Annotated in this window: 12 protein-coding genes; 6 read left to right on the top strand and 6 right to left on the bottom strand. The window is 47.9% G+C overall.

Annotated features, from left to right (window positions below):
- Window positions 1-3: 3 nt before the first annotated feature.
- The 3 genes from WKT12_RS07705 to WKT12_RS07695 form a co-directional block, all read right to left on the bottom strand.
- Window positions 4-2,292, bottom strand: coding sequence for a TonB-dependent receptor (locus WKT12_RS07705; RefSeq protein ID WP_340319321.1), 2,289 nt, complete (start codon window positions 2,290-2,292; stop codon window positions 4-6).
- A 223-nt stretch (window positions 2,293-2,515) separates the two neighbouring features.
- Window positions 2,516-4,045: a tetratricopeptide repeat protein gene (locus WKT12_RS07700; RefSeq protein ID WP_340319320.1), complete on the bottom strand. Its 1,530-nt coding sequence runs from the start codon at window positions 4,043-4,045 to the stop codon at window positions 2,516-2,518.
- Between the two features lie 617 nt (window positions 4,046-4,662).
- The gene (locus WKT12_RS07695) at window positions 4,663-5,280 is read right to left on the bottom strand and encodes a Crp/Fnr family transcriptional regulator (protein ID WP_340319319.1); all 618 of its coding nucleotides are present in this window, start codon (window positions 5,278-5,280) and stop codon (window positions 4,663-4,665) included.
- A 116-nt stretch (window positions 5,281-5,396) separates the two neighbouring features.
- Between WKT12_RS07695 and hcp the strand changes: the two genes are divergently transcribed.
- The 6 genes from hcp (at window position 5,397) to WKT12_RS07665 (ending at window position 14,684) form a co-directional block, all read left to right on the top strand.
- Entirely contained in the window at window positions 5,397-7,052 is a 1,656-nt protein-coding gene (hcp, locus tag WKT12_RS07690; protein WP_340319318.1) for a hydroxylamine reductase, read from the top strand.
- A 76-nt stretch (window positions 7,053-7,128) separates the two neighbouring features.
- The gene (locus WKT12_RS07685; protein WP_340319317.1) at window positions 7,129-7,659 is read left to right on the top strand and encodes a MaoC family dehydratase; all 531 of its coding nucleotides are present in this window, start codon (window positions 7,129-7,131) and stop codon (window positions 7,657-7,659) included.
- A 107-nt stretch (window positions 7,660-7,766) separates the two neighbouring features.
- Complete coding sequence (locus WKT12_RS07680) at window positions 7,767-8,492, top strand: TIGR02757 family protein (protein WP_340319316.1); 726 nt, start codon at window positions 7,767-7,769, stop codon at window positions 8,490-8,492.
- Window positions 8,489-9,745, top strand: coding sequence for an exonuclease SbcCD subunit D (locus WKT12_RS07675; protein WP_340319315.1), 1,257 nt, complete (start codon window positions 8,489-8,491; stop codon window positions 9,743-9,745). The genes WKT12_RS07680 and WKT12_RS07675 overlap by 4 nt, the downstream gene beginning before the upstream one ends.
- Window positions 9,742-13,560 (top strand): AAA family ATPase, encoded by a 3,819-nt coding sequence (locus WKT12_RS07670; protein ID WP_340319314.1) that lies wholly within the window; start codon window positions 9,742-9,744, stop codon window positions 13,558-13,560. The genes WKT12_RS07675 and WKT12_RS07670 overlap by 4 nt, the downstream gene beginning before the upstream one ends.
- A 230-nt stretch (window positions 13,561-13,790) precedes the next feature.
- Window positions 13,791-14,684, top strand: coding sequence for an AraC family transcriptional regulator (locus WKT12_RS07665; RefSeq protein ID WP_340319313.1), 894 nt, complete (start codon window positions 13,791-13,793; stop codon window positions 14,682-14,684).
- A gap of 77 nt (window positions 14,685-14,761) precedes the next feature.
- Here the strand turns inward: WKT12_RS07665 and WKT12_RS07660 are convergent, their stop codons facing one another.
- Genes WKT12_RS07660 through WKT12_RS07650 form a run of 3 tightly spaced genes read right to left on the bottom strand, consistent with a single transcriptional unit; the run spans window position 14,762 to window position 16,464 of the window.
- A complete protein-coding gene (locus tag WKT12_RS07660) occupies window positions 14,762-15,319 on the bottom strand; it encodes a phosphatase PAP2 family protein (RefSeq protein WP_021970395.1) in 558 nt (185 codons plus the stop codon).
- Window positions 15,316-15,693, bottom strand: coding sequence for a diacylglycerol kinase (locus tag WKT12_RS07655; protein ID WP_021970396.1), 378 nt, complete (start codon window positions 15,691-15,693; stop codon window positions 15,316-15,318). The genes WKT12_RS07660 and WKT12_RS07655 overlap by 4 nt, the downstream gene beginning before the upstream one ends.
- A 12-nt stretch (window positions 15,694-15,705) precedes the next feature.
- Window positions 15,706-16,464: an exodeoxyribonuclease III gene (locus WKT12_RS07650; protein WP_340319341.1), complete on the bottom strand. Its 759-nt coding sequence runs from the start codon at window positions 16,462-16,464 to the stop codon at window positions 15,706-15,708.
- Window positions 16,465-16,477 lie beyond the last annotated feature (13 nt).

The following is a 16,477-nucleotide window of genomic DNA, read 5'->3' as shown; positions in this document are numbered from 1 at the left end:
CTATTATTCCACTTTCAATATTGCGCTATTGATATTATAATCAACATCATTTCTGTCACGGGAAGTTTTCTTTCCGAATTCGAATGTATAGGCTACCTTTACGTATCCGCTTTGCTGATTATATCGGTAATATTGGTAACGGTCGAAACTATATACCTCCGAAGTCAGATAATTTCGTGTCTTGCTGTTGTCGATAAACGGATTATTCGTACCTCCTTCCAGTGACCAGTTGCCGTGATTCCAACTCAATGACAGCCCATAACAGCCGTCCTGTTCGCTGTAAATACCACTCATACTCAACTCCTTGCTTTTCATTTGTCCGTAGATGTTCAGTGCAAAATCTTTCCAGAAGTAATTGATGTCCAGTTTACCGTACACACTGTTTTCATGTTCTTTTTCTGTTCCTGTTATCAATCCACGCTGCCAGCGTCCGCTAATTTTCAAACGTAACGCATCAGTCACCTTGTACGAAAGATCCAATCCACCACGGAACGAATGATAATCTCCGTCACCTCTGAATGTTTCCACCACTTTATCCCCTTCAATAAAGAAAGCAGGCAGGGTGGTGTTTATCTCCGTATCATACATGAAGATTCCAAACAAGTTAAAGCGCCCGAACTGTACGCTATAGTTGGCTGATGCCGAATACATGGAAATCTTAGGCAAATATGGATTACCACGTTTCACATGAAGCATATCCACTGTCTGCTCAGCCGTGTTGATGGTATTGATTTCGGGATAGGCATTACCTACTGCCATTCCTCCGCCAAGGAACTGCTTCTTGCTGATGCTGTACATCAAGGCTACAGAACCTCGCGGGCTGATCCGGCTGATTTTGTCTTGACCATGCAGACGATACTGTAAGGAAGACATACCCGCTTGTGCATCTAACGTGAGTTTCTTGCTCAACTTGTGATTATAATTAAGAAACAATAAGGTTTCACCCGACCACAGATGTTGCCAGGAAGGAGAATCACCTTTATAGGTAGTCGAACTGATACGATGTATATGACGAACTTGAGCTGTCAGAGAGTTACCGTGTTTAAACTTGGCATAATATTTCACCGAAGGAGAAAGCGTGTACATTTCTTCCTGCACATTACTATGTGAAATAAACTTGTTTTCCAGATACGAGCGATCATAACTGTTATCGGTGTAATCTCCATTCAGCGTACACTGCAATTTCTGATTCTTATTGAAACGGAATTCTCCATATAGGTTTAACGACGGTTTCAGCGAGCGCTGTTCCATCCTGCTATGGGAGGATGAGCTGGGGTATAGCTCCGAATAGGTCAGGCTGCTTTCCTGTTCACTGCCCGGCTCCTCACTGCGTACCAACGCTATCTTGGCCATCAGTTTTCGTTTGTCGGTCTGGTTCAATATACTCAACTGTGCATATTGTCTATTGTTCTTCTTGCGGTCTAAGTCCGTATTGCCTTGTTTTACAATACTATGTTCCGGGAAATAATAGGTTTCTGTATTTATGCCTCCCTCATTCTCATATTCTTGCATAGAATGTCCGCCAAACAACGTATATGAAGTATTACCACTATACAGCTTGACTCCCAAGTTATAATCTCCTTTCAGATAACCGATTGTCTGGTCCGCATCTGCCGACACATAACCTCCGCTTATTCGTTTCCTAGTAATAAAATTCACGGAAGTTTTATCTCCGGCATATTCTCCGGTGGGCATATCCATGTATTCTATCCTTTCAATATCTTTCGGGCGTAGATTCTTTATTTCCCGATAGTCTGCTTCGCGTCCGTCTATATATAAAGTGGCGTTTCCGCCCATGGCTGATACTGTTCCTTTCCGGCGGTCGACATCCATGCCCGGAATCATCAGATTATAGAGCAAATCGTATCCTGTATGTGAGTGTTTCAACTGCTGCTTGTCGGGAATTATCAGTATTCGGTCGTCTTTACGGATGAATGAACTTCCTTTAATTTCTACATTGTTTAGCATTATATTGTTAGTCTGTAAGGTAATGACTGGTAATGTCCTGTCATTCTCACCATTGCTAATTACAGGAATTGTCTTGGTAAGATAGCCGATTGAACTGACAGACATCAAATATTCTCCTTTCCGTACTGTCATTTTATAGTTACCGGTACTATCGGTTGCTGTTCCTTGTACAAAAGTAGAATCCGGTTGTAATAATTGAATTGATGCATAAGGAACAGCAGTTCCAGTTTCTGATTTTACAATACCTTTCAGTATAGACTGTGCTTGAAGAGAAACAGTTAGCAAACTACTGCTGAAAAATAGAAGTCCTACTATAAATTTCATAAGTAATTAAATTTTTTCAATACTCTAAATAAGGTTTTACAAAGTATAACTTGCAGTATCAGGATATGTTTTGTCGTTTTGTGAATGAACGAATTTGTAGAATCAAATGTATGGGAAAAGTGCTTTTTGCCGAAAAAACAATGTTCACAATTTGTTCACATTTTACAAATGGCTAATATTCAGTTGGATAAAATGGCTATGCTTGAGTGTTGAAATAGATAAACTATACCAATTTATATAAGAACTCGGTCATTTTTTGCACGCTGCCTTTTTCTCCGGTTATCTTTGTGTACAATCGGCTCAGGGTATTGCTGATGGATGAAACCGAGTGGCTCAGCAGTTCTGCCATCTGCGTGCGTGACATGCCTATCTTTGTCAGGCAGCAGACACGGAATTCGTGCGAGGAGAGTTTCGGGTAGTACTGATACAGTCTGGATATAAAGTCTGGATAAGCCTTGTTTATGGTCTCTGTCAGCTGTTGCCAGTATTCATCAGTCAGTTCTGAACTACGTGTTACGGTGAGGAATGCAGCAAAAGATTCTCTGGCAGTCGAGAATGTTAGGCTTTCCTCATGCTGATTCTTTGTTAGTATATGTGCCTCATCCTTCTGTGCCCCTTTGCGGTGGGCACGGGTATTCCTGCCCATATAAATCATTCCTGCCACCAGCATAATTAGTGCCAGCGCCAGTATATACCGTAGCCTTTTCATGTGCGAGAGCAGATCAAGTTTTTCAGCCTCGTGATTGATGCGTACTGTCGCTTCTGTACGTGTCATTCTGCTGATGGAGTCGGACACCTCCCGATAGCAGCGGGCGTAACGGTGTGCATCTTCCTGTTTGCCTTGTGAGAGTGCTATTTCCTTCAATATGCCATAGGCTGTGCGGTGATGATAAATGTCGGTTCCCTGTAATGCTTTGCGACAATATGCTTCGGCAGAATCCGGATGGTTTTCAGCCTGGTAAGATTTGGCAAGTGTAAGTGCTGACAATGAACTGAAACGGTGTGCCAGCACTTCGTATGCCATGTCTTTTGCCTGCTCTGTTCTGCCGTTTCCATATTTGAAGTCGGCCCATTCGCTCAGTACACCGTATGCCGGTCTGGTGAATCCTTTTTCTTTCATCAGGTTATATGCCTTGCTGTAATACACTTCTGCGCTGTCCGGACTGTACTGCCGGTCGAATATTCGTGCCATATCTCTCCAGCTGTAGGCAATTCCCAGATAACCATCGCATTTTATGTTATATACCAATGCCTGCCGTAAGGCTTTCATGCTTTCGTGGTATGCTTTTTGATAAGCATACAGGGCCGCCAGTTGTCCGTAGATGCGACCGTTCAGCGTATCGTAGTTGCAGCCCACCTCGGCTGCACTCAGGTATGTACGTATTGCCCTTGATGGTTCGTTGCAATCGCGGTACACTCCTGCCTTGTAGTAAAGTGCTTCCGCCAGCCTCCGGTCATCTCCTTGCTGCTCGTAGAAGCGTACTATGCGGTTTATCAGCGAATCGGAGGTGTGCGGAATATAGAGTTTGTCTTCGGCTTTGATTCGTAGCATGTGGCAGTACATCCGTTCTTCTTCCGTCAGTTCCTGCAAGGATGCGTCGATCGAGTCCAGGCAGGTAATGGCACTGTCCGGACAAGCTTCTGCCCAGTACTCCGCCTGTCTGATCAGGGGAGGGTAGGATGTTTTCCGGTTGCGGCAACCGCATGCTCCTATCAGCAGAAGCAACAGCAGGAAGTAAGCTGTTTTCTTCATTGCATTTCTTTTGGCTGTGCAAATATACGATTTTACGGCATTCCGACAAATTTGTCTGGCATGGAAGTCCGTAATTCCTCCTGTAAATAGAGAGAAATGTTAATGACAAACCTGTATCTGCTTCGGATTTTTGCAGTCTAAATCCCTGTAAAGGTTAAAAATAATCTTTATGTTAAAGCTTGTGGAAGTGAAAATGACCTGTTGTTTCCTCAAAAAGATGCCGAGGTTTTTATAAAACGTCTCGTTGTTTTATCTAAAATCTCGGCATCTTTTATGTTGAAGCAGGAATCAGGCTAAAATTTCCTGTTTTTGCCTCTGGAATTTCTTTTAAATGAAACGGATTACTCATGGCATTGTGCTATTAAAACAGGCGAGAAAGTTTCTCGCTGTGATACGATTGTGTTCTGTTTTATGAATAATGTTTCTTGGCGAAAGGAATGGCTGTCTATCTGGATTCCGGAGGAACGGTGAGAATTTGATTTTTAGCAGCCGACTTGATCCTTCCCCGGATTTTGCGATAATGGAGAAATCAGCATGTCATTTTGACAAAAAGTAATTTTCAGTTGCATGGGTTTGGAAAGCAGCGTGCCGTAGTTTTTGTTATGCGGCACGACTGGTCATTCTGTAATGATGGCTTCTTTTCCGTTCATGCTGACTTTCTTTTCGGCTACCAGCTCCGATAAGGCTCGTGCCAGCGAAGGACGTGCTACTCCCAGAATGAAGGCCACTTCCTGCTGATTGTCTATCCGTCCGTTGATTTTCAGGTAATTCAGCAGACGCGACTTCAGGCTTTGCAGGGCGAATTCATTTAATTTTTTACTTAGAAAAAGGCTGCGGTCGGAAATCATTTCGATAAAATTCTTCATGATGACAGGCTGGCTGTGCATGAATTCCAGAAAGTAGTTCTTGTCGAGCACAAGTACTTCACAGTTTTCCTGCACCTCTATGTTTACCGGAAAGCGGTTCTCCGATGCGAATATAAAGGCTGGAGCGAGTACTTCGGGAGCACTTATCCGGTCGATGGTAACTTGTTTCCCTTCCGCATTTTCCATTTGTGCACGTACGTTTCCTGTACATAATATATAGAGCGAGCGGCAGGGATCTCCCTGACGGGCAATGAAGTCGCCTTCTTTATAGCGACGGACACTGTTGGGAGCTTCGGCAAGCAACTGTCGGGCTGCTGCTTCGGATATTCCCTGAAATAAGGGAAGCTGTAAAAGTTGTATGGCGTTCATTTTGTCTATATTTAACGATTATTCAGAATGGCTGTAACATAGGTTACAGTTATTGCCGGCAGAAAGCGGCATCTTTGCACAAACTTAATAAAAAATCACTAATGACTATCTAAATTATGGAAGGAAATATGTTTTGCTATCAGTGTCAGGAGGCAGCCAAGGGTACCGGCTGTATACTGAAAGGTGTGTGTGGAAAGAATAGTAGTACAGCACGTTATATGGACTTGCTGCTCTTTACGGTAAGAGGCGTATCGGTGGCTGCCAGTGCTTTGCGTGAGCAGTCGGTAAAGGTGTCGGCGGAAGTCGATTCGTTTGTAACGGATGCTTTGTTTTCTACCATTACGAATGCCAATTTCGACGATGAAAGTATTTTGCGCCGCGTAGAGAGAGGAATCGCTCTGCGTGATGCTTTGAAAGCTGAGGCTGCTGCGCGGGGTATTGCACTTCCCGAAGTAGACGAGCTGGAGTGGAAGGGAGAAAAAGCTTCGTTCGAAGAGAAGGCGGCTACGGTTGGTGTATTGCGTGAGGCAAACGAGGACTTGCGTTCACTGAAAGAACTGCTTGTTTACGGTCTGAAAGGTATGGCGGCTTATCACGAACATGCCATGCGTCTGGGGTATAACAGCGAGGAAATTCATGCGTTCATGCAGGCGGCACTGGCAAAGATTGCTGTCGGCGGACTGACTGCCGACGAATGGGTGGCGCAGGTGATGCAGGCGGGAGAGATGGGTGTCAAGGTGATGGCACTGCTCGACGAGGCAAATACGACCCGTTACGGCAATCCGGAGATTACAAAGGTGAATATCGGGGTAGGAAAGAATCCGGGTATTCTGATCAGCGGACACGACTTGCACGACATCGAGGACTTGCTGAAACAGACCGAGGGAACGGGAGTGGATGTATATACGCACAGCGAAATGCTTCCGGCACACTATTATCCTGCTTTCAAGAAGTACAAGCATTTTGTAGGCAACTACGGAAACGCGTGGTGGAAACAGCGTGAGGAGTTTACGGCGTTCAACGGTCCGATTGTGTTTACAACCAACTGTATTGTGCCGCCGCTCTCAAATGCAACATATAAGGAGCGTATGTTTACCGGAAACTCGACCGGATATCCGGGCTGCAAGCACATTGAAACGGGTGCCGACGGACATAAGGATTATTCGGAAGTGATTGCGCTTGCCAAGCAGTGCCAGCCGCCTGTGGAACTGGAAACCGGAGAGATTATCGGTGGATTTGCGCACAATCAGGTGCTTCAGCTTGCCGATAAGGTAGTGGAGGCCGTGAAGAGTGGAGCTATCCGGCGTTTTGTGGTGATGGCTGGATGCGACGGCCGTATGAAGAGCCGCGATTATTATACTGATTTTGCCAAGGCATTGCCGCAGGATACGGTTATCCTGACTGCCGGATGTGCAAAATACAAATACAACAAGTTGCCTTTGGGCGATATAAACGGTATTCCGCGTGTGCTCGATGCCGGCCAGTGCAACGACAGTTATTCGCTTGCCGTTATCGCCCTGAAGCTGAAAGAAGTCTTCCAGCTGAACGACATCAACGAACTGCCGATTACCTATAATATCGCGTGGTACGAACAGAAGGCGGTGATTGTACTGCTTGCCTTGCTGAGTCTGGGCGTGAAGAACATTCATTTAGGCCCAACATTGCCTGCCTTCCTCTCGCCGAATGTGGCAAAAGTACTGGTCGACACCTTCGGAATAGGAGGCATTACCACTGTCGACGAAGATTTGAAGAAATTCGGTCTGATAGGATAAAATCTGCCCCGGCATAGGTTAATGTCCGATATTTTGCTTACCTTTGCTCATTAATTTGTCACTAAAATCTGACTATATGAGCAAAGTAATTATCAATTCTTACGAAGAATTTGAAAAAATGATTGGTCAGCAGATCGGAATTTCCGACTGGCTGGAAGTTACACAGGAGCGCATCAACCAGTTTGCCGACGCTACACTGGATCATATTTCCGACTGGCTGGAAGTTACACAGGAGCGCATCAACCAGTTTGCCGACGCTACACTGGATCATCAGTGGATTCATGTCGATGTAGAACGTGCGAAAGTGGAAAGCCCCTTCAAGAGCACAATCGTACACGGCTACCTGACGTTGTCACTGCTTCCGTATTTCTGGAATCAGATTATCGAAGTAAACAACCTGAAGATGATGGTAAACTACGGAATGGATAAGATGAGATTCGGTCAGGCTGTATTGTCGGGACAGAAAATCCGTATGGTTGCCGAACTGCATTCGTTGGTTAACTTGCGCGGAACAGCTAAGGCTGAGATTAAGTTTGCCATCGAAATTGAAGGACAGAAGAAGAAAGCACTCGAAGGTATCGCTACTTTCCTGTATTACTTCAACTGATAGACGGCATACTGGCTGTAGATATTTTGAATAGGATGATGAGATTCATTACAGGATAATCAGGTTTCTGTGGTGAATCTCATCGTTGTTTTATAGGTGTTTTGATTATGACAGAGGAACTTTACCGGCAGTTGCGTGAGTGGGCGGAAGCTTATCATCAGGCGGATTTCATCGCGAATGATCCCATACAATTCCCGCACCGTTATGTCCGGCAGGAAGATATTGAAATAATGGGACTGCTGACTGCTGTTCTGAGTTTCGGCAATCGCCGGATGATTCTCCGTAAGGTGGACGAACTGGATGAGCTGATGGGGTATGCTCCCTTGCAGTATGTGCTTTCCAGACGCTGGGAGAATGATTTCAGTCGGGAGAACCAACGGAGCTTTTACCGGATGGTTTCGTATGCGGCATTCCGTACTTATTTCGAGAAGTTGTATGCGGTGTATGCAGAAAATCGTACGCTGGAGGATGCCTTGCTGGCTTTCTCGGGAAACCCGATGCAGAAGCTTTGCGCGTTTTTAGGGGTGTCCGACCGAAGTCCGCAGAAGAAACTCAACATGTTCCTGCGCTGGATGATTCGCCGCGATTCGGCTGTCGACTTCGGTATCTGGCGGCGGATGAGCCCTGCCGACCTGATCATTCCGCTTGATACGCATGTGTGTCGGGTGGCTTTCCTGCTGGGATTGATCAATAAACCTTCTTTTTCGTTGTCGGCTGCGCGGTGTATTACGCAGGCATTGGCAGAAGTGTTTCCCGGCGATCCGTGTCTGGGCGACTTCGCACTTTTCGGTTATGGAGTGAATCATCCTGAATTAACAGATAACTTACCATGATAAAGATATTGGCTACAAGCGACTGGCATCTGGGGAATACCTTCCACGGCTTCGACCGTCAGGAAGAGCATGCCGATTTTCTTCGGTGGCTGCTCGGTGCTGTCGGACAGAAAGCTCCTGATGCCTTGCTGGTGTCGGGCGATATATTCGATTCGAGTAATCCTTCGGCTGCCTCTCAGGAGTTGTATTACAGTTTTCTCGATACGCTGACTCAGCGTTTCCCGCAGTTGCAGACGATAATAATTGCCGGAAACCACGACTCGGCTGCACGGCTTGAGGCGCCTCGCCTGATGCTGGAAAGGCATCGGGTCTATGTGCGCGGGCTGATACGCAGGCAGGAGGAAGGTGACTTCTTGCCGGACGATTTGCTGTTGCCTGTCTGTTCGGCAGCGCATCCGGAAGAACGTGCCTGGGTGCTTGCCGTGCCTTACTTGCGTGATGGGGACTTTACCCGTGGAATGAGTTACGGAGAGGGTGTAGGAGAGTTCCTGCGTCGGGCGGTTGAGGCGGCGAATCTCCGGCGTGACCGGAACAAAGAGGCGCTGATTCTGATGGCGCATTTGTATGCTACGGGGAGTGAGATTGCCGAAAACTCTTCGGAACGTATCGTGATAGGTGGTTCGGAAATGGTCAGTCTGGATGAAATAGATGAAAGTGTTACGTTAGCCTTGTTGGGGCATTTGCATCGTAATCAGAAAGTTAACGGCCGTGAAAGCTGGCTGTATCCGGGCAGTGCCCTGCCGATGTCGTTTGCAGAGAAGGGCTATCGTCACGGAGCTGTTTATTATGAGATAGAGGACGGTCGCCTGAACGGGGTGTCCGAGTTCCTCGACTATCCTTTGCAGCATCCGCTGGTTTCTGTTCCGTCGAAACCGCTTCCGCTGGCCGAGGTGCTCGACTTGCTGCGTGCTTTGCCCGATAAAGATAAAATGAGCGAAGAAGAGCCTGTTCCGTATCTGGAGGTGAATGTCTTGCTCGACGCTCCTGTGGCTGGCATCAACAAGCAGGTAGAGGATGTCCTTCAGTCGAAAAATGTGCGTTTGTGCCGGACGGTGACTGCTTATCGGGTGCAGCAGTCGGCAGACAACGGGGAAGTGGCATTGGAATCGGTCGACGATTTGCTGACGCTCGACCCGATAGAGGTGATCAGAAAGAGTTATCAGAACAAGTTCCGCTGTGAGATGCGCAATGAGCTGGTGGAACTTGCCAGAAGGGCTGTGGAAGCGGCTCGCAGGGAAGGAGGCAATGAATGAAGTTGTTGAAAGTAATCATGTATAACCTGGCTTCGCTCGAGGGGGAACAGGTGATTGATTTTGAGAGTGAACCTTTACGGAGTGCCGATTTGTTTTCCATCGTAGGTGAAACGGGAAGCGGAAAGTCGACCATTCTGGATGCTGTCTGTCTGGCATTGTACGGGCTTGCTCCTCGTTTTTATGGGGCAGATAATTTCGATTATTATCATACCGAGCGTCCGAACAACGATCAGGTGCTCGATCCTGACGACCCGCGTAACATTCTTCGTAAGGGTACGAAGGAGTGTTTTGCCGAAGTGGTGTTTCTGGCTCGCGACGGTTTCCGCTATCGTGCCCGCTGGTCGTGTTCCATAGCCCGTATCAATTATACGCGTCCGGAGCGCAGGCTGTACCGGATAGCAGTGGACGAGGCGGGAAGAACCAGCGAGAAGGAAGTGGAAATAACCGGAGGAGGACGTCAGAAGCGGGGACATAAGAATATCAACAATGAGGGGCTCGACCGCATTATCGGTCTGGATTACGGACAGTTTACCCGTACGGTGATGCTGGCGCAGAATTCGTTTGCCAATTTTGTCAAGGCGGACGACAAGGATAAGGCTATCTTGCTGGAAAAGCTGACCGGAACGGAACTTTATACGGCTGTTGCCCGTAAGATTTATGAGTTTTATAAGGAGGCGGAAGCTGCTTATAATGAGGTGTTCAATCAGGTAAAGGCTTTTGCCGTACATCAGCTGTCCGACGAAAAGCTGGCGGAAGTGGAAACGCGTAAGGGGGAGCTGGACGCCAGTTTCCGTACCTTGCAGGCTGAACTCCAGAAGTTGAAGGATCAGCAGAAATGGTATGCAGACTTGTGTGCGCTGGAGGTGGCTTTTGCTGGTGAGGAAGCAAAATGGAGACAGGCTTCGGAAAAGGCACAGAACTTGCAGCCGGTACGGGACGAGTTGCGGATGCTCGATGAGGTGGATCCTATACGCGATGTATATCAGATTTACATGAATCTGCAACGTGAACTGAAAGAGCTGACAGAGGAAGTTGGTCGGAAACAATTGCAGTGTAGTGCGCTGGAAAAGGAAGAGGCTGAGAAGCGGAAACTTTTACTGGATGTAAAAGAAAATTACAATGTACTCCGTGAGAAGCAGGAGCAGATGCTTCCGCTGGTGACAGCAGCCCGTAAGCAGAAGGTGGAACTGGATGCGCAACAGGCTACCGTGACTCGTCTGAAAGAGGAGGAAAGTTCGCTGGCGAAAAAGGAAGAATTGCTGAAAAAGGAGCAGGCAGAAAATGCGGCTCAGGTAGTGGAGTTGCAGAAACGGCAGGCGGAAGCGGAACGGATATTGGCGGAGCTGATGCCGCACCGCGATATGCTGGAAAACAAGAATGCGGTTTCCGATAGGTTGGAATCGCTGGATAAAGCGGTGAAACGCTGGCAAAAAGAATCTGCCGACTGGAAGAAAAATTGTATCGAGCTGGAAAATCAGCAGCAGGCATGCCGGGAAGAAGAGAATCGTTTGCAGAAATCGGACGAGGAACTGGTTCTGTGTAGGGAGAGTATCCGGCAGAAAACACAGGCACTGGCTGGTGTGGATGTAGAGGCGTTGCAACAGCGGATGGCGGACGTGACGAAATGTTATACCGATTTGGAACGATTGAGAAAGTTGCAGGCGGTTGTCACGGAGCGACGAAAGTGTTTGTCTGAAAATCAGATTGTGTCTGAAAAAATTACCATTAAGTTGGATGAAGCTTCGCGTGAGGTGAAGGAACTGACAACGGAGCGTGAAGAGATAAATCGTCTGTTGCCCGGACTGGAAGAGGCGTGGCAATTGGCGAGCAGCCGGAGTGCCGAGCATATGCGTGCCGCGCTGAAACCGGGAGAACCTTGTCCGGTGTGTGGGGCATGCGAGCATCCGTATGCCGAAGGAATAGCGGAAGTGTTGCAGCCTGTGAAGGAAGAAATTGCTCGTCGTCGCAAGCGGCTGACGGAAATTGAGGAACGGCTGGATGCTTCTCCCGGCGGATTGCGCCTGCTCTGTTCGGAACTGAACGGTAAGTTGTCGGCTTTGCGTGAGGGAACCGGACGGTTGAATGCGGAACTGGCTGAGGCTGTCGGCGAATGGACGGCGTTGGTTGTAGCTTATCCTGTCCTGCCTGTTGATGTGGTACAGGCAGATGCTTCTACTTTATCGGCTCTGTTGACGATGGAAACGGAACGGATTGTGGCTCAGGGAAAGCAGGCGCGTGCCGAACAGAATGCTTATCAGCAGGCACAAAATGAGCTGACTGACATGCGTCGTGCGTACGATGAGAAGCAAGCTTCGTGTTCGCGTCAGCGGGAAGAACTGCATCATCGGGCGGCGGAATTGAAGCAACGGCAGGGACAGAGTGAGCAGAAGCGTGCGGAATTGCAGCAGCTTGAACGTACGAACGGGGAACTGCGTGGGGCATTGCGGCAGGATGTTTCGTTACCCGACTGGGAGCGGGCTTTCGAACAAGACGTTGAAGGGTTGCTTAACCGCTTGTCGGGTATGTACGACAAGTATCGGGAGGCTACTCGTGTGCAGCAGGAATCGGTGGGATTACTGAATGAACGGAAAGTGGCTGCCGGGGCGTTGGAGAAACAATTGTCCGAGTGTCAGGCTGCCGTAAAGGGAAACCGGGAAGAAATTGCCGGTGCCGTACAGATTTATGAAGCAAAGCAGAAATCGTATATGCAGGTCTTGGGCGGTGCCGATCCGGATGAAACGGAGCGTACGCTGAAGTTACAGTTGGAAGAGGCGGAGAAACAGGTACAGCTTGCTGATAAGGCTCATAATGAAGTCGTCGAATCGTACAGCCGGTTGTCGGGTTTCGTGAAGGCAGCCGAGGAGCAGTATCGGAAGAAGCAGGCGGATGGCACGATTGCGCAAACGGGTGTAGAAGATTTCATCACACGTTACAACGAATCAGCGGAACATACGGATGTGCTTTCAAAAGAACGGCTGGATATGTGTTTCTCGCCTTCGGTCGACTGGAATGGCAAGCGTGAGCAGATCCGGCAGGCGGATGAGAATGTGAAATGGTGTCAGGGACAGATGGAAGCACGCCGGAAAGCATTGGAAACTCATCGTGCCTTACAGGTTATCCCGCTGGAATTGTTGGGTGAGGGATGTCATCCTGCGGAGATGTTGCAGGAAAAGATGCAGCAGGTGCAGGTTTCTTCGGAGGAGCTCGACAAGGAGCGTCTGCAAGTGGGCGGCATGCTGATGGCACATCGCCGGAGCATGGAACAGATGCAGTCGGTCGGCGAGGAGCTTGAACGCAGGCGGAAGGCGTATCAGGACTGGAAGGAGTTGAATGATATTTTGGGAAATGCCAACGGCGATAAGTTCCGCGAAACGGCGCAATGCTTTACGCTGCGCTTCCTGATACGGCAGGCCAACGAACAGCTTCGTCTGTTGAATCACCGGTATAGTCTGGAGCAGGTGAAGGATTCGTTGGGAATCCGTGTCATCGATCACGACCGGGCGGATGAGGTTCGTAACATCAGTTCGCTTTCGGGCGGAGAAACTTTCCTGATCAGTCTGGCACTGGCACTGGGACTCTCGTCGCTTTCGTCGCGCAACATTCCGATGTGCAACTTGTTCGTGGACGAAGGTTTTGGTACGCTCGATACCAACAGCCTGAACATGGTGATAGATGCCCTGTCGAGCTTGCAGTCGATGCAAGGAAAGAAAGTCGGAGTCATCAGCCACACGGCAGAGATGCGTGAACGAATCCGTACACAAATCCGGGTTGTCAAGGTGGGTTCTGGAGGAAAGAGTACTATCGAAATAGTTTGATTCTCGACGTATCTGTAATGGAACGTAGGCGGCAGCTTCTGATGTTTTGTACAAAAAATCAGAAAGTTTGTACAAATTTTCAGAAAACGTCTCGATGTTTTTCGGAGGATTTGCCGGGGCTTGTTTAAAGATTCTTTCTTGCGAGTGATGGAACATTGTTTATGCCTTATGGAACTTCCTCTTCCCGTGAAAACGATTTATTTTTACCGACGAAATAAAAATAGGTATTTATGAGTCAATATGGTGAAATCAAGTGCTTGGATATCTCTACTTTCAAGCAGGTATCGTCTGCTCTCTATAAGGATGAAGGAATAGTTGTGTTAAGCGGTGAAAAAGAACTGAGGCTGATTAGCGGGCCTGCGCGAGTTGATGTTTTGATATTGTTTGTATGTACGGAGGGAAAGTTTCAGATAAATGTCAATATGTCGACCATTGTTGTTGCGGAGGGAGATGCTTTGCTTTGCAAGCCCAATGACTTGATTGATGAAAGTGTGTTCTTTCCCGGCTTTCAGGGGTACGCACTTTGTCTTTCACCTCAGATAATCCGGGAGTGTGTTCCGGGAGATGGCATTTGGAAGCAGGCTTTCCGGCATAGAGATAAATCTGTAGTACAAGTCAGTCCGGAAGCCTTTAAGGCACTTAAATTGTATGGCGAGCTGCTTTGTCTCAAGACTCGTGCGGAACATCGTCGTCCACGTGGCAGAGAAGCTGTGTTGTCTATTATCCGGAGTTTACAGTGCGAACTGCTGGATGAGTTGGATGATCGTTATTCTCCCGACGATGAACAACGGCAGCGGGATGTTTTGTTCCGGAATTTTATAGATTTGCTGGTGGGGTGTAAAGTTAAGCCGCGTGCTGTTTCCTGGTACAGCGAACGGCTTTTCGTGACTTCCAAGCATCTTTCTACAATGTGTAAGCTGGTCAGTGGGCGTACTGCCGGCGACTGGATAAAGGAATATGTACTGATGGACATTCGTTTTCAGTTAAAGTATTCCGACAAGTCGATTAAGGAAATTTCAGAGATGATGAATTTTCCCAATCTTTCATTCTTTGCTAAATATGTACGTATTAATTTGGGGGCTTCGCCTACTGAGTTGCGTAAGAAATTGAGGGAGCGGAAATAGTAAAAAACGAAGTTGGATTGATTGATTCATCGGCTACGATATGTACCGGAATCGTCTTGTTCTATTGGGGAAAACGCTTAAAATGTCATTGAAGCATAGACCCCGTAATGTCCGTCGCCAGCAACGGGACTGATAGTCAGGTTATGTTCTTTGGCAAAGGGGCGGGTAAATATATAAGAACTTCCGGCTCCAATTACGGCTCCGGCAGCAACATCCCACCAGTCATGCTTCTTTCCGTAGACGCGAGTCCAGCCTACATAGGTGGATAGAATATAAGACGGCAGTCCCCATTGCCAGCCGTAACGTCGCTGGATGAAGGCGGCTGCTGCAAAGGATGTAGAGGTATGCATCGACGGGAATGAGTGATTGTCGCTGTGGTCGGGGCGCTCTTTCTTCACAATATATTTCAGAGCATAGGTCACTCCTAAGGTTGTTACGCCCGAAAAGACTCCTTGTTTCAGTCCTTGCCAGTCTTTTTGAAGTAAAACGGCCGTCAGACCGGCCACAGGAAGCAGAACGGCTCCTACATCTCCTGTAGTGCGTACAGCCTTTCGGGCGCCGGTGATTTCTATTTCCTGGGCAAAAAGTGCAATTGATAAGACAAAGGTCAGCAGTGTGAATAGCAATCTTTTCATATAAGGGCGATGAGTTTGGGTAGAAAAATAATCAGTCCTGTAATGGCAACTGCAATAGCAAGCAGCAGGACGGCTCCTGCTGCCAGATCTTTTGTGCGTTTGATGGCTTCGTCATACTCCGGCGATACACGGTCGGCAAGTGCCTCTATAGCCGAATTGACGGCCTCTGCAGCAAGTACCAGACCGATACAGAGAGTAACGACAATCCACTCCATCGGAGAAATATGAAGAAGAATACCTGCCGTGATGGCGCATACGGCAGCGAAACAATGTATCCATGCATTGTGTTCCCGGCTGATGAGCAGGAATATGCCGTGAAAGGCGTACTTGAAACTGCGGATGCGCTTGCGCAAGGTGAAGCCGTCGTTTTTCATTTTTCCGCGGATTTACCAGTTGATTGTGACTTCTACGGGACAGTGGTCGGAGCCGAATATCTCAGTATGTATCTTTGCGCCCTGAAGTTTGTCGGCAATGCGTGCAGAAGCGAGAAAGTAGTCAATACGCCACCCTGCATTCTTTTCGCGTGCTTTAAAGCGGTACGACCACCACGAATAGATATTTTCCTGAGTAGGATAGAAGTGACGGAAGGTATCGACGAAGCCTGCATCGAGCAAGGTCTGGAACTTTTCGCGTTCCTGATCGGTGAAACCTGCGTTCATCCGGTTGGTCTTCGGGTTCTTCAGGTCGATTTCTTTATGTGCCACATTCAGGTCGCCGCAAACAAGAACCGGTTTCTTCTGGTCGAGCTGTTGCAGATATTTCCGGAAGTCGTCCTCCCATGTCATACGGTAATCCAGGCGTTTCAAACCGTCTTGTGAGTTCGGAGTGTACACCGTCACCAGATAAAAGTTTTCCATTTCCAGCGTAATGACACGTCCTTCATGGTCGTGCTCGTCGATTCCCAGACCGTAAGTGACGGCAATCGGCTGGTGGCGGGTAAAGATAGCGGTACCTGAGTAGCCTTTTTTCTCGGCATAGTTCCAATAGGAGGTATAGCCTTCGAAAGACAAATCGAGTTGTCCTTCCTGCATCTTTGTTTCTTGCAGACAGAAAAAGTCTGCATCCAGTGTCTTGAATGTTTCGCGAAAACCTTTATCGCAGCAGGCACGCAGCCCGTTTACGTTCCATGAGATGAGTTTCATAATCATAATAAGAGTC

Source organism: Phocaeicola sp. HCN-6420, from assembly GCF_037890145.1.
In the GTDB taxonomy this organism is placed as follows: domain Bacteria; phylum Bacteroidota; class Bacteroidia; order Bacteroidales; family Bacteroidaceae; genus Phocaeicola.
Note: the sequence above shows the minus strand (reverse complement) of the source record. Positions and strands in the feature narration are given on the sequence as shown.

Bases quoted from the DNA above. Each gene is read 5' to 3' on its own strand.
- WKT12_RS07705 (WP_340319321.1), bottom strand. From the start codon at position 2,292: ATGAAATTTATAGTAGGACTTCTATTTTTCAGCAGTAGTTTGCTAACT.
- WKT12_RS07700 (WP_340319320.1), bottom strand. From the start codon at position 4,045: ATGAAGAAAACAGCTTACTTCCTGCTGTTGCTTCTGCTGATAGGAGCA.
- WKT12_RS07695 (WP_340319319.1), bottom strand. From the start codon at position 5,280: ATGAACGCCATACAACTTTTACAGCTTCCCTTATTTCAGGGAATATCC.
- hcp (WP_340319318.1), top strand. From the start codon at position 5,397: ATGGAAGGAAATATGTTTTGCTATCAGTGTCAGGAGGCAGCCAAGGGT.
- WKT12_RS07685 (WP_340319317.1), top strand. From the start codon at position 7,129: ATGAGCAAAGTAATTATCAATTCTTACGAAGAATTTGAAAAAATGATT.
- WKT12_RS07680 (WP_340319316.1), top strand. From the start codon at position 7,767: ATGACAGAGGAACTTTACCGGCAGTTGCGTGAGTGGGCGGAAGCTTAT.
- WKT12_RS07675 (WP_340319315.1), top strand. From the start codon at position 8,489: ATGATAAAGATATTGGCTACAAGCGACTGGCATCTGGGGAATACCTTC.
- WKT12_RS07670 (WP_340319314.1), top strand. From the start codon at position 9,742: ATGAAGTTGTTGAAAGTAATCATGTATAACCTGGCTTCGCTCGAGGGG.
- WKT12_RS07665 (WP_340319313.1), top strand. From the start codon at position 13,791: ATGAGTCAATATGGTGAAATCAAGTGCTTGGATATCTCTACTTTCAAG.
- WKT12_RS07660 (WP_021970395.1), bottom strand. From the start codon at position 15,319: ATGAAAAGATTGCTATTCACACTGCTGACCTTTGTCTTATCAATTGCA.
- WKT12_RS07655 (WP_021970396.1), bottom strand. From the start codon at position 15,693: ATGAAAAACGACGGCTTCACCTTGCGCAAGCGCATCCGCAGTTTCAAG.